General features: G+C 67.6%; 21 protein-coding genes and 1 pseudogene. 11 read left to right on the plus strand and 11 right to left on the minus strand.

Going from position 1 to position 24,007, the window contains the following annotated elements; translation table 11 throughout:
• Positions 1–93 precede the first annotated feature (93 nt).
• The 3 genes from AW271_RS32305 to ilvC are packed head-to-tail and all read left to right on the plus strand — an operon-like array spanning position 94 to position 3,429.
• Positions 94–1,884, plus strand: coding sequence for an acetolactate synthase large subunit (locus AW271_RS32305; RefSeq protein WP_083977565.1), 1,791 nt, complete (start codon positions 94–96; stop codon positions 1,882–1,884).
• Positions 1,884–2,408 (plus strand): acetolactate synthase small subunit, encoded by a 525-nt coding sequence (ilvN, locus tag AW271_RS32310; RefSeq protein ID WP_030456565.1) that lies wholly within the window; start codon positions 1,884–1,886, stop codon positions 2,406–2,408. The genes AW271_RS32305 and ilvN overlap by 1 nt, the downstream gene beginning before the upstream one ends.
• A 31-nt stretch (positions 2,409–2,439) precedes the next feature.
• Positions 2,440–3,429, plus strand: coding sequence for a ketol-acid reductoisomerase (ilvC, locus tag AW271_RS32315; RefSeq protein ID WP_062341525.1), 990 nt, complete (start codon positions 2,440–2,442; stop codon positions 3,427–3,429).
• Positions 3,430–3,799: 370 nt separating this feature from the next.
• Here ilvC and AW271_RS32325 read toward each other — a convergent pair whose 3' ends face one another.
• The 5 genes from AW271_RS32325 to AW271_RS32345 all read right to left on the minus strand — a co-directional run bounded on the left by AW271_RS32325 (position 3,800) and on the right by AW271_RS32345 (position 8,073).
• Complete coding sequence (locus AW271_RS32325) at positions 3,800–4,102, minus strand: Clp protease N-terminal domain-containing protein (protein ID WP_062341404.1); 303 nt, start codon at positions 4,100–4,102, stop codon at positions 3,800–3,802.
• Between the two features lie 75 nt (positions 4,103–4,177).
• On the minus strand, positions 4,178–4,714 hold the full coding sequence (locus AW271_RS32330; RefSeq protein WP_062341405.1) for an FHA domain-containing protein: 537 nt from the start codon (positions 4,712–4,714) through the stop codon (positions 4,178–4,180).
• Positions 4,715–4,764: 50 nt separating this feature from the next.
• Complete coding sequence (locus AW271_RS32335; protein WP_062341406.1) at positions 4,765–5,655, minus strand: CAP domain-containing protein; 891 nt, start codon at positions 5,653–5,655, stop codon at positions 4,765–4,767.
• 162 nt (positions 5,656–5,817) lie between these two features.
• Positions 5,818–7,143 carry an MFS transporter gene (locus AW271_RS32340; protein WP_062341407.1) on the minus strand — a complete coding sequence of 442 codons (1,326 nt, stop codon included), beginning with the start codon at positions 7,141–7,143 and terminating at the stop codon, positions 5,818–5,820.
• Between the two features lie 45 nt (positions 7,144–7,188).
• Complete coding sequence (locus tag AW271_RS32345; RefSeq protein WP_062341408.1) at positions 7,189–8,073, minus strand: hypothetical protein; 885 nt, start codon at positions 8,071–8,073, stop codon at positions 7,189–7,191.
• A 259-nt stretch (positions 8,074–8,332) separates the two neighbouring features.
• On the opposite strand from AW271_RS32345, the gene serA reads away from it, so the two are divergent.
• From serA to AW271_RS32360, 3 genes are all read left to right on the plus strand, one after another.
• Positions 8,333–9,922, plus strand: coding sequence for a phosphoglycerate dehydrogenase (gene serA / locus AW271_RS32350; protein ID WP_062341409.1), 1,590 nt, complete (start codon positions 8,333–8,335; stop codon positions 9,920–9,922).
• A 399-nt stretch (positions 9,923–10,321) separates the two neighbouring features.
• A complete protein-coding gene (locus AW271_RS32355; protein WP_062341410.1) occupies positions 10,322–11,368 on the plus strand; it encodes a 3-isopropylmalate dehydrogenase in 1,047 nt (348 codons plus the stop codon).
• Positions 11,369–11,485: 117 nt separating this feature from the next.
• Positions 11,486–12,577: a branched-chain amino acid aminotransferase gene (locus AW271_RS32360; protein WP_062341411.1), complete on the plus strand. Its 1,092-nt coding sequence runs from the start codon at positions 11,486–11,488 to the stop codon at positions 12,575–12,577.
• Here AW271_RS32360 and AW271_RS32365 read toward each other — a convergent pair.
• Positions 12,574–13,224: an O-methyltransferase gene (locus AW271_RS32365; protein WP_062341412.1), complete on the minus strand. Its 651-nt coding sequence runs from the start codon at positions 13,222–13,224 to the stop codon at positions 12,574–12,576. The two genes, AW271_RS32360 and AW271_RS32365, sit on opposite strands and share 4 nt — an antisense overlap.
• A 193-nt stretch (positions 13,225–13,417) precedes the next feature.
• Between AW271_RS32365 and cimA the strand changes: the two genes are divergently transcribed.
• The 3 genes from cimA (at position 13,418) to AW271_RS40300 (ending at position 17,414) form a co-directional block, all read left to right on the plus strand.
• On the plus strand, positions 13,418–14,992 hold the full coding sequence (cimA, locus tag AW271_RS32370; RefSeq protein WP_062341413.1) for a citramalate synthase: 1,575 nt from the start codon (positions 13,418–13,420) through the stop codon (positions 14,990–14,992).
• Positions 14,993–15,351: 359 nt separating this feature from the next.
• Positions 15,352–15,966: a hypothetical protein gene (locus AW271_RS40295; protein ID WP_157554857.1), complete on the plus strand. Its 615-nt coding sequence runs from the start codon at positions 15,352–15,354 to the stop codon at positions 15,964–15,966.
• Entirely contained in the window at positions 15,963–17,414 is a 1,452-nt protein-coding gene (locus AW271_RS40300; RefSeq protein ID WP_157554859.1) for a hypothetical protein, read from the plus strand. Before AW271_RS40295 ends, AW271_RS40300 begins: the two co-directional genes overlap by 4 nt.
• A gap of 113 nt (positions 17,415–17,527) precedes the next feature.
• Here the strand turns inward: AW271_RS40300 and AW271_RS39070 are convergent.
• The 5 genes and pseudogenes from AW271_RS39070 to AW271_RS32395 all read right to left on the minus strand — a co-directional run bounded on the left by AW271_RS39070 (position 17,528) and on the right by AW271_RS32395 (position 21,642).
• Positions 17,528–18,336: pseudogene (locus AW271_RS39070) on the minus strand (IS5 family transposase).
• Positions 18,337–18,478: 142 nt separating this feature from the next.
• A complete protein-coding gene (locus AW271_RS32380; protein ID WP_245653314.1) occupies positions 18,479–20,146 on the minus strand; it encodes a heparinase II/III family protein in 1,668 nt (555 codons plus the stop codon).
• Positions 20,147–20,250: 104 nt separating this feature from the next.
• The gene (locus tag AW271_RS32385; protein WP_062341416.1) at positions 20,251–20,913 is read right to left on the minus strand and encodes a nucleotidyl transferase AbiEii/AbiGii toxin family protein; all 663 of its coding nucleotides are present in this window, start codon (positions 20,911–20,913) and stop codon (positions 20,251–20,253) included.
• Positions 20,913–21,305, minus strand: coding sequence for a hypothetical protein (locus AW271_RS32390; RefSeq protein WP_063818189.1), 393 nt, complete (start codon positions 21,303–21,305; stop codon positions 20,913–20,915). The genes AW271_RS32385 and AW271_RS32390 overlap by 1 nt, the downstream gene beginning before the upstream one ends.
• Positions 21,306–21,366: 61 nt before the next feature.
• Positions 21,367–21,642, minus strand: coding sequence for an antibiotic biosynthesis monooxygenase family protein (locus AW271_RS32395; RefSeq protein WP_062341417.1), 276 nt, complete (start codon positions 21,640–21,642; stop codon positions 21,367–21,369).
• A 32-nt stretch (positions 21,643–21,674) separates the two neighbouring features.
• Here AW271_RS32395 and AW271_RS32400 point away from each other — a divergent pair, with 32 nt between their 5' ends.
• Positions 21,675–22,445: a fumarylacetoacetate hydrolase family protein gene (locus AW271_RS32400; protein ID WP_062341418.1), complete on the plus strand. Its 771-nt coding sequence runs from the start codon at positions 21,675–21,677 to the stop codon at positions 22,443–22,445.
• Between the two features lie 34 nt (positions 22,446–22,479).
• Positions 22,480–23,805, plus strand: a complete 1,326-nt coding sequence (gltX, locus tag AW271_RS32405) for a glutamate--tRNA ligase (protein WP_062341419.1) — start codon at positions 22,480–22,482, stop codon at positions 23,803–23,805.
• Positions 23,806–24,007 lie beyond the last annotated feature (202 nt).

A 24,007-nucleotide genomic window follows, 5' to 3' on the forward strand; every position in this document is an offset into this window, starting at 1 on the left:
GCATCGCGGTGGGATCCTCCTCGTAGTACTTCGCAGGCGCGCCTGACGAAGTCCGAAGTCCTGCGCGCGCCGCCCCAGTCCCGCTCTCTGCGGATGGGGCATTTTTTATGCCGGAACACGCCCAGCTCAGCCTCAAGGAACGAGCCGATGACCGAACAGATGACAGGTGCTCAGGCCCTCGTGCGGGCCCTGGAGCAGGTCGGGGTCGACACCGTGTTCGGGATCCCCGGCGGTGCGATCCTCCCCGCCTACGATCCCCTCTACGACTCCAAGAAGGTCCGGCACGTGCTCGTGCGTCACGAGCAGGGCGCCGGGCACGCCGCCGAGGGCTATGCCCAGGCCACCGGCCGGGTCGGCGTCTGCATGGCCACGAGCGGCCCGGGCGCGACCAACCTGGTGACCCCGATCGCCGACGCCTACATGGACTCGGTGCCGATCGTGGCGATCACCGGCCAGGTCGCGTCGGCCGCCATCGGCACCGACGCCTTCCAGGAGGCCGACATCTCCGGCATCACGATGCCGATCACCAAGCACAACTTCCTCGTCACCGACGCGGCCGACATCCCCCGCACGATCGTCGAGGCGTTCCACATCGCGGCGAGCGGGCGTCCCGGCCCCGTTCTCGTCGACATCTCCAAGGACGCGCTCCAGGCGACCACCACGTTCTCCTGGCCCGTCCAGATGCAGCTTCCGGGCTACCGCCCGGTCACCCGCCCGCATTCCAAGCAGATCAGGGAGGCGGCCCGGCTCATCGCCGAGTCGAAGCGCCCTGTCCTGTACGTCGGCGGCGGCGTCCACAAGGCGCAGGCGTCGGCAGAGCTGTTCGAACTGGCCGAGCTGACCGGGATCCCGGTCATCACGACCCTGATGGCCCGGGGCACCTTCCCCGACAGCCACCGGCAGCACCTCGGAATGCCCGGCATGCACGGCACGGTCGCGGCGGTCGGCGCGCTCCAGCGCACTGATCTCATCATTGCGCTGGGCGCCCGCTTCGACGACCGGGTCACCGGCCGGCTCGACACCTTCGCCCCGTACGCGAAGGTCGTGCACGCCGACATCGACCCGGCCGAGATCTCCAAGAACCGCCACGCCGACGTGCCGATCGTCGGTGACTGCAAGGAGGTCATCGCCGACCTGGTCGCGGCGATCAAGGCGAACGGCCAGAAGGGCGACTACGCCGAATGGTGGCGTCACCTCGACGCCTACCGCGAGACCTACGCCCTGGGCTACGAGACCTACGAAGACGGCTCGCTCGCGCCGCAGTACATCATGGAGCGCATCGGCGCCCTGGTCGGGCCCGACGCGATCTACACCGCGGGCGTCGGCCAGCACCAGATGTGGGCCTCGCAGTTCATCGGCTACGAGAACCCGGGCTCGTTCATCAACTCGGGCGGCGCGGGCACGATGGGCTTCGCCGTCCCGGCCGCGATGGGCGCCAAGATGGGCCGTCCCGACAAGGACGTGTGGGCCATCGACGGCGACGGCTGCTTCCAGATGACCAACCAGGAGCTCGCGACCTGCGCGCTCGAAGGCGTCCCGATCAAGGTCGCGGTCATCAACAACGGCAACCTCGGCATGGTGCGCCAGTGGCAGACGCTCTTCTACGAGGAGCGCTACAGCAACACCGACCTGCAGTCGGCCCGCCGCATCCCCGACTTCGTCAAGCTGGCCGAGGCCTACGGCTGCGTCGGCCTGCGCTGCGAGCGGCCGGAAGACGTCGACGACACCATCCGCAAGGCGATGGAGATCACCGACATGCCCGTCGTGATCGACTTCGTGGTGCACCAGGACGCCATGGTCTGGCCGATGGTCGCCGCCGGCACCAGCAACGACGACATCAAGTACGCCCGTGACATGGCGCCGAAGTGGGAGCACGAAGACTGATGAGCAGGCACACCCTGTCCGTTCTGGTCGAGAACAAGCCTGGCGTGCTCGCCCGGGTCTCGGCCCTGTTCAGCCGCCGCGGATTCAACATCGACTCGCTCGCGGTCGGCCCGACGGAACACGCCGACGTCTCCCGCATGACGATCGTCGTCAACGTCGAGGACCTGCCGCTGGAGCAGGTCACCAAGCAGCTCAACAAGCTGGTGAACGTCCTCAAGATCGTCGAGCTCGACACCGCCCAGTCGGTGCAGCGCGAACTCATGCTGATCAAGGTGCGGGCCGACGCCGACTCCCGCAGCCACGTCCTGGAACTGGTCAACCTGTTCCGGGCGCGCTGCGTCGACGTCGCCCCCGACGCGGTCACCATCGAGGTCACCGGTACGGTCGACAAGCTGGAGGCGTTCGTGCGCGTCCTTGAGCCGTTCGGCATCAAGGAACTCGTGCAGTCGGGCATGGTGGCCATCGGCCGCGGTGCCCGGTCGATCACCGACCGCTCGCTCCGGGCCCTGGACCGGACCGCATAGAAACCCCGAAAGGTTTATCGAAGTGACTGAGATCTACTACGACAACGACGCCGACCTGTCGATCATCCAGGGCCGCCACGTCGCCGTCCTGGGTTACGGCAGCCAGGGCCACGCGCACGCCCTGAGCCTGCGCGACTCCGGCGTCGACGTCCGTGTCGGACTCCCCGAGGGCTCCAAGAGCCGGGAGAAGGCCGAGGCCGACGGCCTGCGGGTGCTCAACCCGTCCGAAGCGGTCGAAGAGGCCGACCTGACCATGATCCTGGCGCCCGACCACATCCAGCGCCACCTCTACGCCGAGCACGTGGCCCCGAACCTGGTCGAGGGCGACGCGCTGTTCTTCGGCCACGGCCTCAACATCCGCTACGGCCTGATCGAGGCCCCCGCGGGCGTCGACGTCGCCATGGTCGCCCCGAAGGGCCCGGGCCACCTGGTCCGCCGCCAGTACGCGGCCGGCCGCGGCGTCCCGTGTCTCGTCGCGGTCGAGAAGGACCAGACGGGCAACGCCTGGCCGCTCGCGCTGTCGTACGCGAAGGGCATCGGCGGCACCCGCGCCGGCGCGCTCAAGACCACCTTCACCGAGGAGACCGAGACCGACCTGTTCGGCGAGCAGGCCGTGCTCTGCGGCGGCGTGTCCGAGCTCATCAAGGCGGGCTTCGAGACCCTGATCGAGGCCGGCTACCAGCCGGAGGTCGCCTACTTCGAGTGCCTCCACGAGATGAAGCTGATCGTCGACCTCATGTACGAGGGCGGCATCCACAAGATGTACTGGTCGGTCTCCGACACCGCCGAGTACGGCGGCTACTCGCGTGGCCCGCGCCTCATCAACGACGAGACCAAGAAGGAGATGCGCCGCATCCTCGACGAGGTCCAGTCGGGCGAGTTCGCCCGCGAGCTCGTGGCCGAGTTCGACGGCGGCCAGAAGCGCTTCCAGCAGTACCGCGACGAGCTGGCCGAGCACCCGATCGAGAAGACCGGCGCCAAGCTCCGCCCGATGATGAGCTGGCTCCAGAACCAGGCGTAGTCACCGGTCACGGCCCCTTCCCTCCGCAGGCGACTCCGGGGGTGAGGGGCCGTTCCGCGTTCTCGCCGCGACCGAACGTCTCGCCGTCGCGGCGAAAGATCGATTTCCGTTACGGCTCCGCCTGGCCGGCCATATGAGCGACTCTGACCTCATCGACTGTCGAGCCGAAGGAGGGCCGGTGAGCACCTTCAACGTGACGGCGCGGAAGTCCGGGGATTGGTGGGCACTGACGGTGGAGGGGCCCGGCCTGTCCCGGCCCGCGCATACTCAGGTCCACCACCTCGATCAGGCCGAGGACATGGTGCGGGACCTGCTGGTGTTGCTCGGCGTGCCGCTGCCCTGCGACTTCATCGTGGCAGCGCACCCGGACTCAGGGCCACGCCCACCCGGCCGGAACCGGCTCCCGTAGCACACTGACCACCTGCCGCCGGAGCGTGCCCGGATCAGCCCCGAGGCCGGGGAGCAGGTCTGGGGCCACCTCCGCCAAGGCGAGCAAGAGGTGTTCGGTGCCGATGTACCGGTGGCCGAGAAGGCGGGCCTGACGCCGGGCCTGCTCCAGGACCGTGGTGATCCCGGTGGCCGTGGGCGGATCGTCGGCCAGTGCGAGCACTCGTCGGGCGTTGGTGGTGAGGAAGCGCTCGACCGGCCCTCTCAGCACTCCGCGCCGGAACATGGGGACTCCTCTCCCAACGGCGGAAATCAACAAGGCCCGGCTCCCTTGATCAGGGGGAGCCGGGCCTTGGTGCGATCAAAGGGGGACCGACACCAGGAAGGCGCAGTCGCCGAAGCTGATCTCATCACCGCTGCGGACTCGGGCCGGGCCCACCAGCCGCCACCCGTTCAGGCGGGTGCCGTTCAGTGAGCCGAGGTCGACCAGCAGCCAGTGGTCTTCTTCTCGTCGCAGTTCCGCGTGGATCCGCGAGACGGTCAGGTCGGCCAGCACCAGGTCACAAGCCGATCCTCGCCCCACGACGTACCGGATCCGCGTGTCTGCCGGCAGTGCGAGGCGGGGGAGCTTGGGGCGGCGCCAGGCCGCCCGTAGCCGGGTGCTGAAGTCGGACACCGATCCGACCAGGTCGGTGGCCCGCCGCCGGAACCTGCCCCGCTGGGGCAGGTCGGCGACGAGTTGTTCGAGCTCTGCGGCGCTGCGGGCGCGCAGGGCCTGGTCGACCCTGCCGACGAACGTCTCCATCGAGAGGTGGCCTTCGGCCGCCCGTTCACGTAGCTCGTTGAGCGCACGCTCGCGGTCCTCGTCAGAGGCGCGCACGTGTGGCTCGGAGCTCATGTCTGGAGTATCCGCTTTCCGTCAGGCCGGTGTCCAGATAGCCCCTAACGTCAGGGCTTCGCGAAGTCTTGGGTCCAGTATGGCCCACCCGCGACCACGTGACCCACGCCAATGTGCGTGTAGGTGCAATTCATGATGTTCGCCTTGTGGCCGGGGCTGTTCATCCAGCCCTGAACGACCTGGGCGGCCGTCTGGTAGCCCTTGGCGATGTTCTCGCCGGCGGCCCGGAAGCTGAAGCCGGCCTGCCGGAGGCGGTCGCCGAAGTCGCGGCCGTCGGCCGAGTCGTGGCTGAAGTAGTTCTTCGCCGACATGTCCGCCGAGTGGTTGAAGGCGGCGGTGCGGAGCTTGGCGTCGTGCGTCAGGGGGCCGCAGCCGCCCTTGGCGCGCTCGGCGTTGGTGAGCCGCACGACCTCGTTCTCGACGGCGGTGCCGACGGCGCCGCCGGTGGGCGGGGTCGACGGGGTGGCGCTGGGCGAGGCGCTCGGCGACGCGCTGGGCGAGGCCGAGGGCGACGGCGAGGGGGACGGCGCGGGGGCCGGGGTGCACGTGGTGATGTTGACCCGGCGCGAGTTGACGACCTGGCCGAAGCGGCCGGTCACCTGGGTGTAGTAGACGCCGGGGGTGCAGGTCGCGCGGACCCGCAGCTTCGCGGTGCGGACGAACTTGGAGCCGCTCTTCAGCGTGGTGTCCGGACCGGCGACCGACTGCTTGATCCGCACCCGGACCCTGGTCTTGCCGAAGCAGCGGCCGGTGCGGGAGCCGACGGCGGTGAGCTGGCCGAGCTGGTTGACGGCGGGCTTCGAGGCGACGATGCGGCAACGCGCGGCCTGTGCCTGCGCGGCCTGCGCCTGTGCGGTCGCCGCCGAGGCAGAGCCGACCGCAGGGAGAGTGGCGGCCAGCAGCACACCGGCGCAGAAGAGCGCGCGGAGTGAAGTCTTCATGAACTTCCTTCCAGGGGTGGGGTTCCGAAGCTCTGGAATGGAACCGAAGTATGGCCTGGTCGGAAGCGCTGTGGGAGGAAAACCGTCATATTCGGTGACCTGGCCGAGATCTTCCCGTTACGGAATCCCTGATGGCCACGTTCCAACCGAGGTTCATGTGATTTACGTCACATCGTGTGAAACCTGGGACATCTTGGCACTCGTGAGGTCGTATTTGAAGGTCATCAGGACCCCCAGGAGGATGATCGCCGCGGGCACCACCGTGATGCCGATGAGCACCGCGAACTCCGCGCTCTCGGGCTGGGTGACCGGGTTGGCCGGGTCCGACTCGCGGAAGCCGCCGATGGCCAGCGTCGCGCCGTAGATGGTCGCGCCGAAGGCGGCCACCGCGCTCTCCACCGCCGTCCACAGCCCGGTGAACACGCCGCCGCGCCGCTTGCCGCTCACCTGGCCGTCGTACGCGATCACGTCGGCCAGCATCGAGAACTGGAGCAGCTGGAGACCGGCGTACCCGACGCCGACCACGACGATCACCGCGTGGGCGTAGAGCGGGCCGAACAGGGGGGTGGCGACGGCCGCGACCGCCCCGCTCATGAACAGCACCCCCGACAGGATCATGGCGCCGCGCTTGTCGAGCTTCCTGGCCAGCCACACCCACAGCGGCATCGTCACGAGCATCGGGCCGACCAGCGCCGCGAACAGGGTCGTCGTCGCGCCGGTGCTGCCGACCGTGTACGCCGCGAAGTAGGGCGCGCCGGCGAGCATGACGTACGCGCCGAGGGTCTGGGCACTGCTCAGGCCCAGCAGCCACATGAACGGCCGGGAGGTGCGCGCGGCCCTGAGCTGGGCCCTCAGGCTGACCTCCGGCTCGGCCTGGCCGGTGTAGGGCGCGCCCGCGGTGCCGAAGAACGAGGCCAGCATCGCGAGCAGCAGGATCACGCCGAAGACCAGGCCCATCAGGCGGTAGCCCTCGACGGTGTCGCCCGCGAGGATCGGCGCCAGGATGCCGCTCATGCCGATGCCGATGGCGATGAAGATCATGCGCCACTGCAGCAGCGACGTGCGCTCGTGGTAGTCGTGGGTCATCTCGGCGGGCATCGCCTTGTAGGGGACCTCGTAGAGGGCGTACCCGCTGGCCGCCACCAGGAAGGCGAGCCCGACGAAGAGCGCGGCCGCGCCGCCGGTGAGCGGCGGGCCGATGAACATGACGACGAACGCGATGGGCAGGATCGCCGCGCCGCCGAGCAGCCACGGCCGCCGGGGGCCCCACCGCGACACGGTCCGGTCGGACCACTGGCCGACGAGCGTGTTGGCGACCAGGTCCCACGCCTTCGGCAGGAACACCACGACACCGGCCAGCAGCGGATCGACGGCCAGCACGTTGGTCATGTAGATGAGCAGCAGGAGGCCGGGGATCGTGGTGAAGTTCGCCGTGCAGAACGAGCCGACGGCATAGCCGAGGCGCACTCGGGTGGGGACCGTGACCATGGCCGCAATTCAAGCCCAATCACGGCAAATGGGGTAGGGAATCGATCAGTCCGTTACGTCCGCACAGACGACGTGCGCGCCCAGTTCGATCATGCGCCGTTCGGTGAACGCGTCGGCCACCCTCGCCATCAGCACCGGAGCCTCGCTGGCGGCCAGTTGCGGCAGCCTGGCGCGCACCCCGCGATGGAGGTCGCGGACGATGTCCTCGGCGTTGGCGGTGTGCACCTTCACATGCAGCATGATCCCCTGCGACCCCGAGACCGTGCGCGCGGCCGAGATCCACACGTGGTGGACGACCGGCATGTCGCGCAGCAACTCGGCGATGGCCACCCGCAACGCGGGCAGTATCGGATGGTTCGTGCGCTGGTATCCGGGATCGACGACCTGCATCGCGCCCGACAGGTGCTGGCGCGGCTGGGGGATCCACGGCGCCGGCGCGGCGGGGGCGTGCTGCTGCACCGGCGGGACCGGCGCGCCCAGCGGCATCGGGGCCGCGGTGCGGACCGGCGGCTTGGGGATCCGGTCCATGCTGCCGGTCGCGTAGGCGTTCGGCGTGGCGCCCGACAGGACGGGATGCGGCCCGCTGCGGGTCTGGCGGAGGTGCCGCTGGAGGTCGTCGATCGGCACGGCCGCGGCGGCCGGCCCGGCGGCGTCGATGACGATCTCGCGGACCCCGGTCACCCGCTGGATGTCCAGGATCGTGTCGGCGTCGCACACCGACAACGAGTGGCTGCCCCGGTGGCGCGCGTACGTCGCCGGACCGGTGTAGCCGAGCAGCACCCGTTCGCCACTCTGCGTGGTGCCGAGCACCACGGAACGATCGGGCCGGACGGCGACCAGGATGCCCCAATCCGCCAAAGCGGCGAGAAGTTGGTGCGGACTGCCGTGCTGGGCGAGCACTTCGCCGAGAGCGGGATTCCCGATGCTCATATGCTGAACCATAGGTACCGAACCACGATTTAGCAGGCTAATCGCCAAGATTAGGTGCGATCAATACCAACTTGGCGGCTGTGGGGATTGGCTCGGTCCAACCCGGGTATGCCGTCAAATCCGCTGTTTACGTGAAGGATTCTCACGACTCCCCTGAGTAACAGGCGTCTCGGATGGCGGATCCTCCGAGGGCACTCCGACGAGCGTGGATAGACTCGACGGCGGCCATTGAAGTCGTCACGTTCGAAGGAAATCACCAGTGAACAAGCCCGTCGTGCTGGTCGCAGAGGAGCTCTCCCAGGCCGGTCTCGCCGTCCTCGGAGCGGACTTCGAGGTCCGTCAGGTCGACGGAGCCGACAGGTCCGCGTTCCTTCCGGCTCTCTCCGACGTCGACGCTCTGATCGTGCGCAGCGCCACCCAGGTCGACGCCGAGGCCGTGGCCCACGCGCCGAAGCTGCGGGTCGTGGCCCGCGCGGGCGTCGGCCTCGACAACGTCGACGTCGATGCGGCCACCAAGGCCGGCATCATGGTCGTCAACGCGCCCACCTCGAACATCACCAGCGCCGCCGAGCACACCGTGGCGCTCATCCTCGCCTCGGCCCGCAACGTCGCCCAGGCCCACACCGCCCTCAAGGGCGGCGAGTGGAAGCGGTCCAAGTACACCGGCGTCGAGCTCGACGAGAAGGTCGTCGGCATCCTCGGCCTCGGCAAGATCGGTCAGCTCGTCGCGCAGCGCCTCGCGCCGTTCGGGGTCGAACTGATCGCGTACGACCCCTACCTCCCGGCGGCCCGCGCGGCGGCCATGGGCGTCCAGCTGCTGTCGCTCGAAGAGGTGCTGGCCAAGGCCGACTTCATCACCGTCCACCTGCCGAAGTCCAAGGAGACCATCGGCCTCATCGGCGAGCGCGAGCTGCACCAGGTGAAGCCCAACGTGCGCCTGATCAACGTCGCGCGCGGCGGCATCATCGACGAGAACGCCCTCTACTCCGCCATCAAGGAGGGCCGCGTCGCCGGCGCCGGCATCGACGTGTTCCCCAAGGAGCCCGTCACCGACAGCCCGCTGTTCGAGCTCGACCAGGTCGTCGTCACGCCCCACCTCGGCGCCTCCACCCACGAGGCCCAGGAGAAGGCCGGCACCCAGGTCGCCCGCAGCGTGAAGCTCGCCCTCGGCGGCGAGTTCGTGCCCGACGCGGTGAACGTCCAGGGCGGCGCGGTGGCCGAGGAGGTCAAGCCGGGCCTGCCGCTGACCGAGCGTCTCGGCCGGGTCTTCACCGCCCTCGCGGGCGAGGTCGCCACCCGCCTGGTCGTCGAGGTCCGGGGCGAGATCGCCGCGCAGGACGTGCGGGTGCTGGAGCTGGCCGCGCTCAAGGGCGTCTTCACCGACGTCGTGGAGAACGGCGTCACCTACGTGAACGCGCCGCTGCTGGCCCAGGACCGGGGCACCGTCGTCGAGCTGGTCACCAGCCCCGACAGCCCCGACTGGCGCAACGTGATCACTGTCCGCGGCGTGCTGGCCGACGGCCGCACCGTCTCGGTCTCGGGCACGCTCTCGGGCCCGCGCCAGATCACCAAGATCGTCGAGGTCAACGGCTTCACGATGGAGATCGAGCCGACCGACCACCTGGCGTTCTTCACCTACACCGACCGTCCCGGCATCGTCGGCATCGTCGGCCGCCTGCTCGGCGAGCAGAGCGTCAACATCGCCTCCATGCAGGTCGCCCGTGGCGCCAAGGGCGGCAAGGCCCTGATCGCGCTGACCCTCGACTCGGCGGCCCCGGCCGACGTGGTCGACCAGATCGCCAGCGAGATCGGCGCCGACAGCGGCCGGGTCGTCGACCTGGAGGGCTAGTCTCCGCGCCTCGGAAAGCCGTCCCCGCCCACCGCGGGGGCGGCTTTTGCCGTCTCATGGGATGAGATGGTAGGTCGTCCTACGAGACGGCTGGGGTACTGTGACAGGGATGCGTCGGGTTCTCGTAATTACCTGCCGCGGCGGGGTCTGATCCAGCAGGCCGGCGACCCGCCGCGGAGTCGTGGCGTGCCGACCTCCCTTTCTCCTCCCAGAGCTGGAGACCCTCATGTACGACATGTATCCGTGGAACCGTCCCGAAGACACCGACGACGAGGTCGCCGAGGCCCTGCAGACGGCCCTCGACCGGCGCGACAACGGCGGCTCGCCCGAGCGCTGACGCGACATTCCGTATGGTGAGATCGTTGTTCGATCTCCGAGACAGCCCGCTAAGGTACCCCCATGGATTCGAGCAACATCCGCCTGGCAGTGATCCCGGGCGACGGGATCGGCACCGAGGTCGTCGCGGAGGGCCTCAAAGTTCTCGACGCGGTCGGCGTCAAGGTGGAGTCCACCCACTACGACCTGGGTGCGGCGCGCTACCACGCCACGGGTGAGACCCTGCCCGACTCGGTCCTCGCCGAGCTGCGCGGGTTCGACGCGATCCTGCTCGGCGCGGTGGGCGACCCGAGCGTGCCGCCGGGGGTGCTGGAGCGCGACCTGCTGCTCCGCCTGCGCTTCGAGCTCGACCACTACGTCAACCTGCGCCCGGTGAAGCTCTTCCCGGGCGTGGAGACCCCGCTCGGCAAGGCCCGCCCCGAAGACATCGACATGGTCGTCGTCCGCGAGGGCACCGAGGGCCCCTACGCCGGCGCGGGCGGCGTGCTCCGCAAGGGCACCCCCCACGAGATCGCCACGCAGGACTCGGTGAACACCGCCTACGGTGTCGAGCGGGTCGTGCGCTACGCCTTCGAGAAGGCCGCCGGCCGCGAGCGCCGCCACCTCACGCTGGTCCACAAGACCAACGTGCTGACCTTCGCCGGCGACCTGTGGTCGCGTACCGTCAAGCGGGTCGCCGAGGAGTACCCGCAGGTCACCACCGACTACTGCCACGTCGACGCCGCGTCGATGTTCTTCGTCTCGCAGCCGCAGCGGTTCGACGTGATCGTCACCGACAACCTGTTCGGCGACATCATCACCGACATCGGCGCCGCCATCGCCGGCGGCATCGGCCTGTCGGCCAGCGGCAACGTCAACCCCGACCGCACCGCGCCGAGCATGTTCGAGCCGGTCCACGGCTCGGCCCCCGACATCGCCGGGCAGGGCAAGGCCGACCCGAGCGCGACCATCCTGTCGGTCGCGATGCTGCTCGACCACATCGGCCAGGCCGAGGCCGCCGCCCGCGTCGAGCAGGCCGTCGCCGACGACCTGGTCGAGCGCGCCGGTGCCTGGCAGGCCCGCACCACCAGGGAGATCGGCGACGACATCGCCGCCCGAGTAGCCGGCTGATCGCCGGCCACCTCCGTCGTTCCACCGCGCACAGTGGCCCGTGTTGGGTCACTGTGCGCTTTTTTGTGCCCCGCGACATGCCCTAGGTTTTCATCAGTAGCGTAGAGAGGAACCCGCATGACCAGCCAGCTCAGCTTTGAGGTGCGCGCCAACCCCCAGGCGCGCAGCGCGTCGGACCGAGAGCGGGTGCTGGAGGCGCCCGGCTTCGGGCAGACGTTCACCGACCACATGGTCTCGATCGACTTCACCGAGGGCCAGGGCTGGCACGACGCCCGCCTCGAGCCCTACGGCCCCCTCGTGCTCGACCCCGCGACCTCGGTGTTCCACTACGCCCAGGAACTGTTCGAGGGTCTGAAGGCCTACCGCCAGGCCAACGGCTCGATCGTGGCGTTCCGCCCCTATGCCAACGCGGCCCGGTTCAACGCCTCGGCCGCCCGCATGGCGATGCCCGAGCTGCCCGAGGACACGTTCGTCGAGTCGCTCGAACTGCTCGTGCAGACCGACCGCGAGTGGGTGCCCACGACCGAGGGCCACAGCCTCTACCTGCGCCCCTTCATGATCGCCACGCAGGCCGGGCTGGGGGTCAACTACCCCTCGAAGACCTACCGCTACATGGTGATCGCCTCACCGGCGGCCTCCTACTTCGCAGGCGGCGTGCAGCCGGTCTCGGTGTGGTTGTCGACCGAGTACACCCGCGCCGCCCCCGGCGGGACCGGCTTCGCCAAGTGCGGCGGCAACTACGCGGCCGCCTTCGTGGCCCAGCGCCAGGCCGTCGCCGAGGGGTGCGACCAGGTGGTCTGGCTCGACGCCGTGGAGCACCGCTACGTCGAGGAGATGGGCGGGATGAACCTGTTCTTCGTCTTCGGCGACCGCCTGCTCACCCCGGCGCTCACCGGCACCCTGCTGCCGGGCATCACCCGCGACTCGATCCTCACCTTCGCGGCCGACCTCGGCCTCACCGCCGAGGAGGGCCGCCTCTCGATCGAGGAGTGGCAGGCCGGGTGTGAGTCGGGCGAGCTCACCGAGGTCTTCGCCTGCGGCACCGCCGCCGTGGTCACCCCGGTCGGCTCGGTGAAGGGCGCCGACCGCGCCTGGACCGTCGGCGACGGCACCCCGGGCCCGGTCACCCTGAAGATCAGGGAAGAGCTCATGGGCATCCAGTACGGCAGCCGTCCCGACCCCCACAACTGGGTGCACAAGATCGCTTAACGCTTGCGCGCCAGCGTCAGACCGTCGGCCACCGGGAGCAGCACGGAATCGACCCGGGGGTCGGCGGTCACCAGGTCGTTGAACTCGCGCATCACCGGCACGTTGCCCTCGGCGGCGGGGTCGGTGATGCGGCCGCCCTGGATCGTGTTGTCGCAGACGATCAGGCCGCCCGGGCGCATGCGCGGGAGCAGCGCCTCGTAGTAGGCCGGGTAGCCGGCCTTGTCGGCGTCGATGAACGCGAAGTCGATCTCCTCCTCGGCGGGCAGCGCCCCGAGGGTCTCGACGGCGTCGCCGAGCCGCAGTTCGATGCGGTCGGTGAGCCCGGCGCGCTCCCAGTACTTCCGGGCCATCGACGTCCATTCCTCGCTGACGTCGCAGGCGATCAGCCGCCCGCCGGGAACCAGCCCCCGGGCGATGCAGATCGAGGAGTATCCGGTGAAGGTGCCGACCTCGACCGCCAGCCGCGCGCCGGTGAGCTGCACCAGCATGGTCATGAAGGTGCCCTGCTCGGGTGCGATCTGCATGCCGGCGTGGTCGGAGTGGAGCGCCGCGGTCTCGACGGCGAGATCACGAAGTACCTGGTCGGGCGGGGTGGCGTGGGCGGACAGGTAGTCGGGCAGTGCTTCGCCCAGATAGGAACCCTTCATGATCTCTATCTTACTTCGTGAGATCGATGTGCCAGATCGTGAATCGTATGGTTAACTCGCAAGCACCATGTTCAACGGTCTGCTCATTATTGGCAGGCGCGCCGGCTGACGGATCATTCCAGCCAGGCGCGCAGACCTCTCACGCCCGTGAGGGGTCTTTTTGTTTGTCTCGCAATCACCCCAAGGAACCGAGATGGCCGACGACCGCTTCCACGTGTACGACACCACGCTCCGCGACGGCGCCCAGCAGGAGGGCCTCAACCTCTCCGTCGCCGACAAGCTCGCCGTCGCCCGTCACCTGGACGCCCTGGGGGTCGGTTTCATCGAGGGCGGTTGGCCGGGGGCCAACCCCAAGGACACGGAGTTCTTCCGGCGCGCTCAAACAGAGCTCGACCTGAAGCACGCGCAACTCGCCGCGTTCGGCGCGACCCGCCGGGCCGGAGTGAAGGCCGCCGACGACCCACTGGTGGCCGCCCTGCGCGACTCCGGCGCGCCCGTCGTGACCCTTGTCGCCAAGAGTCATGACCGGCACGTCGAGCTGGCCCTCCGCACGACCCTGGAGGAGAACCTCGCGATGATCCGCGACACGGTCTCCCACCTGCGTGCGGAGGGTCAGCGGGTGTTCCTGGACGCCGAACACTTCTTCGACGGCTACAAGTCCAACCCGGCCTACGCCCTTGAGGTGCTCCGGACGGCCGCCGAGGCCGGGGCGTCGGTGATCGCCCTGTGCGACACCAACGGCGGCATGTTGCCCGACGAGCTCGCCGACGTCGTCCACGACGCGGTTGCGACCAGCGCCCGGATCGGCATCCACTGCCACGACGACACCGGCTGCGCGGTGGCCAACAGCCTCGCCGCGGTGAAGGCCGGGGCGACCCACGTGCAGGGCTGCGCCAACGGCTACGGCGAGCGCTCGGGCAACGCGAACCTGTTCACCGTGGTGGCCAACCTCCAGCTCAAGCGGGGCTTCGACCTCGTGCCGCCGGAGGCGCTGCGTGACATGACCCGCATCGCCCACGCCATCACCGAGGTCACCAACGTGACCCCCAACTCCCACGCCCCCTACGTCGGCGCCTCCGCCTTCGCCCACAAGGCCGGCCTGCACGCCTCGGCGATCAAGGTCGACCCCAACCTCTACCAGCACATCGACCCGGCCGAGGTCGGCAACGACATGCGCATGCTGGTCTCCGACATGGCCGGCCGCGCCTCGGTCGAGCTGAAGGGCCGCGAGCTCGGCTACGACCTGACGGGCGAGCAGTCGCGCGAACTGGTCGACCGGGTCAAGGACCTGGAGTCGCGCGGCCACACCTTCGAGGCCGCCGACGCGTCGTTCGAGCTGCTGCTCCGCGACACCCTCCACGGCGAGCGCCGCCGCCACTTCACGGTCGAGTCGTGGCGCGTGATCGTCGAACGCCGCCCGACGGGCGAGGTCGTCAGCGAGGCGACCGTGAAGGTGCACGCCAAGGGCGAGCGCATCGTCGCGACCGGCGAGGGCAACGGCCCGGTGAACGCCCTCGACCGCGCGGTCCGGCTGGCGCTGGAGAAGCTCTACCCCGAGCTGGCGACCGTCGAGCTGATCGACTTCAAGGTCCGCATCCTGGAGGGCACCCACGGCACCGACGCGGTGACCCGCGTCCTGGTGACCTCCAGCGACCCGAAGGGCGACTGGAGCACGGTCGGCGTCGACGAGAACATCATCGAGGCGTCCTGGCACGCCCTGGAGCAGGCGGTGACGTTCGGCCTGTTGAGGGCCGGCTACGAGATCTGACCTCAGACCACTTGCAGTGCCCAGCGCCTCCGGCCCTGGGCACTTGTCGTTTCTGCGGGTTGTTGACTGGAAGTTCTTGATCCAACCTTATAGCCGATCGATCGCACGTTCGATTGTGAGACGGCGCTCTAGATCCATTTCACCCATTGGAGCAAAACGCCCCATATCTCCAAATTGAGTGAAATGTACGCATATGGTAACCAATTTGCGTTTCATATTTCCGATGGGCGGAGCTTGAATTGATCACCGAAGGGGCATGTGCGGGTTTTCGGTTGTGCCAGATATGGTTCTTTTCGTGTCTCTTTCGGGTAATTGTGGAATTGTAGAGAATGTCGTGCGGGGAGTGTACTCTCTTCGCCATGACCTGGTGGCAGGCGGTTCTGGTGGCGACTGTGAGTGGGTTGTTTGCCGTTGCTGGAATCTTGATAGGGGTCCTGGTCAACCGGAACAAGCTCACCGCCGAGGTCAATAAGATTCGCGCAGAAGTGGGCAAGGCGCCCTTGGAAGTCGAGAAAATCCAAGCCGACATAGCCAAGACGCTGAGGGAGACGGAAAAGATAAGCCTTGAGGCCGAAAAGCTTCGTCAAGAACTCGGTGCTGTCAAAAACTTCGTGTCAGATGGAAATAGGGTCCACGGCGCCAGGCTGGATCAAATACATCTAGCGGTTTCCGAGACTGTCGAGGAGGTCAGGCAGCTCGATGCCGCTGTGAAGACCCAACTTCATTGGCAAATTTCACCTGAGATGGTGAATGCCTTGCGTGTCATAGCGAAAATGGCAAGCCAAGAGGTCGGAGGTCGGCTGAGTCGACAAAAAGCCTTGGACGCGTTGAGCAACCTGGTGCCGACTGATCAGGCTAATTCTCTGCTTGGGGAAATGGTCAATCGCAAGTATCTCAATCAAACCCCGAGCGGAAATGTCGAAGTGACCTCGGCGGGTAGGCAATCCATCTCCAGGGGAGGATCCAGTCAATGACAAGACGCACGTGGGCAATCGCCAAGGTGAAGGAGAACGCGGGAGACGGCGTTCTAGAAGTACCGAGCATGGCTGTCCTGCGCTATCGGACGCCGGCGCAATTAGTCTCAAACTTCAGGCGTCTCTGGGGGGTGGATCCCAAACTTGTCTGCCTGCCCGTGGTCGAACATGACGGTCCATTGTTCGAAGTAGACGGGCTGGGAGGAATTCCACTCTCGACCTACGCGCCGATCTCTAACGTGCTGAGAGGTTTCGAGGACGCAATCCAGCAGTTTGCGTCAATGGGCATCGGGATCATCCTGTCTCTGAGCCCGAACCTCTCGTTCATCCCCGGAGACGGAATCAATGTAAGAGATATCTTGGGCTCCGCCACGCCTCAGTTGTGTGTGGCAAACCCGCGTAGCGGTGAAGTCTTAGCCGCAATCCTGGGTACGGGCATTGATATCGTTCGCGAGGTATGCGCTAAGCAGCCGGGCAAGTTGCAAGGTGCAGCAATCGACGCGACAACCCTCTGGCCCATGGGCGGAAGCCCCGGCAGGGTGGAGGCAACCTGCTTCTGCGCATTCTGCACGGAGCATTTTGAAGAGATGGCGCCAGGTCTCCTGAAGAAATTCAGGACGTTTCCCAACCCGTGGAGCCTGCTTCTGAAGCCAAGCGACACGGGAATAGCTTACATAGATGAGTTGGGGCCGCTGGCGACCCCTGAGGAGCTCGTCGGACTTTCGCGTCAGCGCGGATATGTGGATCAATTCCAGTCGGCGAACGAAGCTGTGATGCTCGAAAACGCCAACTCTCTGCTTCGATACATTCGCATCAGGCATGAACAAACGATGGGTTCGCTGGCGGCGATCTTCGATCAAGCGTACCATGGGCTAGACGACATGCCGCGCCGGATTCTGTTCTTAGAAGGCGAAAGATACAATTGGACATCTGGCGTGTGGATGGAGGAGCTGGATCTCTCTTATCCGGACACCAAGGGGGCGTACGACGAGGTATGGCTGAACTCTAATCCCAGCCTCCTCCTGCGGAACATTCCATTTCGAGTGTATATGTGGCGCAGGTCGAGATATCTCATCTCTAGCTTCTTTGATCTCGCGGCAAGCGCGACCGACCCGTCAAGACGAGCGATCTCTGGTATCGCGCGGATTTCGGAAGCCCACCTGAAGCGCATGCTTGATCAGCGCTTCCACCAAATGCTGGGCTATGGCCTCAACAGCGAAGGCGCATTGCTATCACTTCCTGGGCGTATCGATCACCAGGATAGTCAGATGCGGCTGGGCTTCGTAGCGGTCAGCCTGGACAGCGACTTCGGGGAACGATTCATCAATCAACTAAACATCGTTCCAGGCAGAGCCGATTCAGATCTTCAGTCGAGTGCCGGTGGCATCGATCCGCGGCTCCTCCAGATATTGATGGAGCAGTTTCAAAACACGTCGGACGACAATTGATCCCCCGATCTTCCACTCATTTTTCTCCGAAGAGCTTTGCTCGAGCGCGCCTAGGTTGTGTTTCGAAGTCGGGTTAGCCAGTCGTTGATGGCGGCGATCTGGACGGAGGCTTCTTAGCGGACCGCGAGCTTGTCGTAGCGAGTGGCGATGGCGCGGTCGCGTTTGAGCCGGTTGATCCCGCATTCAACTGCTGATCGGGGCCTGATAGTCGGCCGGGTCAAAGGCGGGTGGGCGCCCGCCTCGGCTGCCGCGCCGGAGTCGGCCGGCGATGCGATCGGCGGGTTCGGGAATCGTGGCCTTGATCCTGTGGGCGCGTAAGTGCGCGCGGATGGCGCGGGAGGGGTAGGGCATTGTCCGCCCGGACCCCCTCCCGCCAGGTGCGAGGGCGTCCCGCACCTGGGCGGGGAACCTTGATGGTGTTCATGACCAGGATGAACTGAGGGGTGCGTCCCCGCGCTGGCCGGCGGTCACCACCAACGCGAGCAGGCCTTGGCCGCTGTCGCGGGCCAGGTGGAGCTTGGTCGAGCAGCCGCCGCGGGAGCGGCCCAGAGCGTGAACGGCCGGCTCCGTGGTGATCCCGCCGGGTGGTTCGGCCTGCCGGTCGCCTGACCTGCGGGCTCCGGCCGCGTGCTGGTGAGCCCGGCAGACAGTGGAGTCCACGCCGATCTCCTAACCGATCAGCCCGGCGGCGTCGGCTCCCGTCTGCGATGCGGTCATGATCTGCCGCCAGACATCGGCGCGTTGCCAGCGGCGGAACAACGCGTACACCGCCTGCCAGGAGCGGTAGCAGTTAGGGCGCTCCGCCCCTTACGCGCCAGCAGATGCCGTCGATGAGCTGTCGTCTGGTCCACTGCGCGGGCCTGCCTGGTTTCACGGGCGTGGGGAGCACGGCTTTGAGCCGGGCCCAGTGCGCATCGCTCAGGCCGAACCGCCGCGCCACCGCTAAGGGTGCCACGAGGTCTCCGGTGGTCAGGTCTTTCTCGGTCGATCAACCCACTTACCGGAGACCTTCTTCATTTCCCGGCCACGACACGCCAGCACGTCACGGCACTTCGAAACACGTCCTAGACCAACTGTTTGCCCGAGATCTTAAAAGTGACCGGTCCGTTCGGGGTGTGCGCGATGACCGTGCTCCCCGAACAGGTCACCGAGCCCTCGGCGGTGCCCGGCACGACCACGGTCAACAGGCCCTTGGCCGACGGCGAGACGATCACCGGGGCGGCGGTCTTCTGCATGTAGGTCTGCGAGATCCAGCCCTGGAAGGGCTTCGGCCGCCCGGTCACGATCTTCTGGCCCTTGACCGGCTTGCAGCCCGGCAGCGCGAACTGCACGACCGAGGCCCGCCAGTCGTTGTCCTTGACCACGACCCGGCCGCCGCTGTTCTCGACGACCGACATGCGCGGGTCGAGGTGCCAGAGGTTGGCCACCTTGCCCGACGCCACCGTGTCGAGGACCGCCATGACGTCCTTCTTGTCATGGTTGACCAGCACCGCCCGGGTCCGGCTGACGCCATAGGCCTTGTCGCTCAGCGTGTACGACTGGCGGTCGCTCCCGAGAGTCTTCTGCACCAGTGACGACGGGGTGCTCGGCCGCAGCTTGCGGCCCTGCGGGATCGGCACGTTGTGGGCCTCGGGGCTGAGGGTCCAGTTCCGGTAGGGGCTCGGCTCGTAGGAGTGGAACCCCGCCTCGGTCAGGATCGGCCGGCCCTGGGCGTAGTAGGTGACGCCGAGGTGGTCTTCGTGGCCGTGGAACTTCATGCCGGGGCCGTACCGGATGGAGTAGTAGGAGGCGTCCTTGGCGTCCCAGGCCGACCGGCCGAAGACGTACCCGGCCTTGTAGATCTGCACCTTCGAGTCGGGCCGGGCGTAGGCCGAGGGCTGGACGTCGGCCGCGCCGTCGCCGATCGGCACCAGGTAGCCGTTGGGCATCGTGGCCGCCGAGATGTGCTCGGGCATCAGGTCGAACCGCGCGGCGAGCTCGGCGGGCACCATCTGGCCGCACTCGCGGATGCGGTCCATGGCGACCTTGAGCCGCTCGTGGAAGTAGATCGCGTACCGCGGCGACTGCTCGCGCAGCACACCCTGGGAGTCGACGTCCATCTTGGTGGTGGTGGTCATCCGGCTCAGCGCCTTGGACCGCCAGGCCGCGTTCCCCATCCGGCAGCCGACGCCCAGCAGGGCGATGTCGGCGTCGAGCCCGTGGTTGTGGCCCCACTTGTAGTGGCGGTTGTCGTTGAGGAAGGCCGCGTGGGCGTTCAGGCTGTCGGTCAGCCACTTGTCCGAGACATGCTTCGACAGGCACACCAGCACCGGCGTCCGCAACGAGACGGTGTGCTCGGCCCACGCCAGCTTGGGGGTGTTCCGCCCGTGATAGGGGTTCTTCGCCACCCAGTCCTTGATCACGGCGGTGCCGCGGGCCAGGTAGGAGGCCTTGCCGGTGGTCTCGTAGTCGGCCACCAGCCGCCCGGCCCAGCGCAGCGACTGGAACACCATGACCCACGACCGGTTCTTGTACGGGTCGAGCCGCCAGTTCACCCTGTCGCCGATCTTGACCGGGTCGAGGTCGAGGAAGCCCAGCTCACCGTCCATGACCTCGGGGGAGGTCGGCGTCGAGGGCAGCCACTCGCCCTGACACTCGGGCGTCTTCGCCACGGCATGGGCGGGCCCGGCCTGAATCAGGCTGCCTAACACGACAAGAACGGCGAACACGCCGATTCGGATACGGCGCGTCACGCCTGTTCCTTCCATACGGGGGGCGCGGCTCATGCTGGCCGACGGTGCGTTGCAGGTCAAGTCGGTCAGCGGAGCCTGAGAAACCCCTGGGAACCGGGAACGCGCTAATCGGCGATCTCGTGCTGGGCCAACCTGAGAGAAAGATCGTTATACCAGTCCAACGCGAACTGCCTGATGGTTGCCAGATGCTCGTCGCTCAGGTCGTACTGCGCGAAGATCTGATCGTCGAGATACGTCGCGGTCTCCAGGCGCTCGACGAGGTTGACCAGACTGAAGCGGTCTTCGAAGAGCGACCCGAGGCGCTCCAGCTCACCGAAACTGTAGAACTCCCGAACCGAGGCGACGTCGATGAGGTCACGGGCGACGCTGCGGCCATGGAGTGCCGCCACCTTCATGCCCACCATGTCGTCGAGGCTCGCCACGGGAAGGTCGTGCTTTCTGACGGGTGCCCTCTGGAGCGGTTCCTTCATGAGGTCTACCGCGCAGGTCTGTTCGGTGACCGGGTCGATGACGATCAGGCGGCCGAGGAGCGGGGTGCCGCGAACCTCTTCGACGGTGAAGCCGTGCCGGCGGAAGGTCTCGGCCATCGCCCCCGTGGCCGCTGGGATGGACGGCGCGTCGAACGTGGCGAAATCGAGGTCCTGGCTGGGCCGGTCGACGAGGCCGTGGGCTCGCATCGCGTAGCCGCCCGCCAGGACCAGACGATGTTCGTCGCAGACTTCGAGAGCGATCGAGAGAACGCGTCGATGGAAGTCCGGCATCTCCATCAGGCGGAACGTCTCGCCTCGATCGCCTCACGGGCGCGGCGCATCTCGGCCTTGAGCGCGGGCGCCGCCTGCTCGGCCACCTCACGCAGGACCGGGAAGCGCCCCTCCCACGTCTCGATGTACGCGGGCCCGAGCATCCGGTGCAGCAGGGGCCAGACTTCCAGCAGGTGGTCGGCCGTCAGGAAGTGCTCGACATCGGCCCGCACGCCCTCGGTGATGACGATCTGGTACATCATCAGGCACTGCGTGGGGTCGCTCAGGTCGAAACTGCGGAGACCTGACCAGCAGAGCTTCAAAGGGAGATCGACGACTCCCGTGGCAGGGCCGCGCAGCGCCTCCAATGAACTGGGCGCGCGGTCCGGGACATCCGCGTAGCGACTCGGCAGGGCCATGGCCTCAGTATCCCCCGCCCCATCTCCTCGCGCAGGCCTTTGGTCCAGATCCTGTACAGGACTAGGCGGGCCCCGCGCTCTGGACCACGTCGAACGTCCGCACCTCCGCCTGCCCCTGGCCGTGCCCCTGGCCGGCCCACCGCTGGAAGTCCTCCTCGCTGCGCCAGCGGGTGTAGACCAGGTATCGGTCGGTCCCCTCGACCGGGCGCAGCAGTTCGAACCACTCGAAGCCGTCGGCCGTCTCCACCGTTCCCGCCCGTCCGGCGAACCGCTTCTCGAGGTCGTCCCGCATCTCGGCCGGGACGGTCAGGACGTTGATCTTCACTACCGATGCCATGGCGCCACCTTACGAGGCACTAGCCTGGGACGGTGCGTATCGCGAGGTTCTCCACTGGTGGCGGGGTCGCCTTCGGTGTGGTCGAAGAGGGCGAGCAGGTGCTCGCGAGGATCGACGGTCATCCCTTCGGCGGGGTGTCGCTGACGGGGGAGCGGTTCCCCGTCGCCGAGGTCCGCATGGTGGCGCCCATGTTGCCGTCCAAGGTCGTGGCGATCGGGCGCAACTACGCCGACCACGCCAGGGAGATGGGCAACGACGTACCGGAAGAGCCGATGATCTTCCTGAAGCCGTCGACGTCGGTGATCGGCCACAACGAGCCGATCGCCTATCCCGAGAACCTCACCCAGCACGTCGACTACGAGGGCGAGCTCGCCGTCGTCATCGGGCGGCTGTGCCGCGACGTGTCGGCCGAGCGGGCTGACGACGTCATCCTCGGTTACACCTGCGCCAACGACGTGACCGCGCGTGACCTGCAGCGTAAGGACGTCCAGTTCACCCGGGCCAAGGGGTTCGACACGTTCTGCCCCCTCGGGCCGTGGATCGAGACCGACCTCGACGCGTCCGACCTCGCGCTGACCACCACGGTCAACGGCGAGTTGCGGCAGAGCGGGCGCACCTCGCAGCTGATCTTCGACATCCCGGCGCTCATCGCCCACGTGACCGCCGTCATGACCCTCCTGCCGGGTGACGTCATCCTCACCGGCACTCCCGCCGGCGTCGGGCCGGTCAAGCCCGGTGACGAGGTCTCCGTGGGCATCGAAGGCATTGGAACTCTCACCAACAGGGTTGTCTCTCGTGACTGAGGTACGTGTTCGCTTCGCGCCGTCCCCCACCGGCATGTTCCACGTGGGCGGCGCCCGCTCGGCCCTCTTCAACTGGGCGGTCGCCGAGCAGACCGGCGGGAAGTTCGTGCTCCGCATCGAGGACACCGACGCCGCCCGCAACCGCCCCGAGTGGACCGACGGCATCATCTCGGCCCTGGCGTGGATCGGCATCAACAAGGACTCGCCGCTCTTCGAGGGCCCCTACTTCCAGTCGTCCTACGCCGACCAGCACCGCGAGACGGCCGCCCGCCTCCACAAGGAGGGCCGCGCCTACCACTGCACGTGCACCCGCGACGACGTCAAGGCCCGCACGGGCTCGGAGCACAAGGGCTACGACGGCCACTGCCGCGACCGCGGCCTGACCGAGGGCGCGTTGCGGTTCCGCACCCCCGACACCGGCGTCACCGTGGTCGAAGACCTGGTCAGGGGCGCGGTCGAGTTCCCCAACGACGCGATGGAAGACTTCGTGATCTCCCGCGCCGACGGATCGCCGCTGTTCGTGCTGGCCAACGTGGTCGACGACGTCGAGATGGGCATCACCGAGGTCGTCCGGGCCGAGGAGCACCTGTCGAACACGCCGAAGCAGCAGCTGTTGTGGGAGGCGCTCGGCCACACCCCGCCCGTGTGGGCGCACCTGCCGGTGATCGTCAACGAGAAGCGGCAGAAGTTGTCGAAGCGGCGCGACAAGGTCGCCCTGGAGTCCTACCGCGACGAGGGTTACCTGGCCGAGGCCATGGTCAACTACCTGATGCTGCTCGGCTGGGGCCCCGGCGACGACCGCGAGATCATGCCGTGGTCGGAGATGGCGCCCCTGTTCGACCTGCGCAAGGTGAACCTGTCGTCGGCCTTCTTCGACGAGAAGAAGCTGCGCGCCTTCAACGGCGAGTACATCCGCAAGCTCTCTCTGGCCGAGTTCGTCGAGCACTGCGAGCCGTTCCTCGACCCGTCGTGGGACCGCGAGGTCTTCCTGAAGGTCGCCGAGCTGGCCCAGACCCGCGTGGCGGTGCTGTCGGAGATCGCGCCCAACGTCGACTTCCTCTTCCTCGACGAGCCCGTCCACGACCAGCAGTCGTGGGACAAGGCGATGAAGGCCGGCGCGACCGAGATCCTCACCGGCTACGCCGAGCGCCTCGCCATCGCCGACTGGACCCCCGACGCCCTGAAGACCGCCCTTGAGGAGGTCGGCGCCGAACACGGCCTCAAGCTCGGCAAGGCCCAGGCCCCGGTCCGCGTGGCGATCACCGGCCGCACGGTCGGCCTCCCGCTGTTCGAGTCCATCGAGGTCCTCGGCCGCGAGAAGTCGATCGAGCGCGTCAACGCGGCCCTGTCCAAGCTCTGACACCGCTCGGCCGCCTGCCCCGCGAGAGGCAGGCGGCCGTTCTCAAAAAGCTTTTTCCGTTACGGCTCCGCCCACCCCGGCCCCGCCCGCCGCCTCCGCCCCTCGCCGTGACCGGCGCCCACCACCGGTTCCCGGCTCGCGCCGCGACGCCCGCACCCCAGGGTCGCGGCCGGAAAAGACCAGGGTCCACAGGGCGTCACCC

The organism is Herbidospora sakaeratensis (assembly GCF_001570525.1).
GTDB classification, from domain to species: Bacteria; Actinomycetota; Actinomycetes; order Streptosporangiales; family Streptosporangiaceae; genus Herbidospora; species Herbidospora sakaeratensis.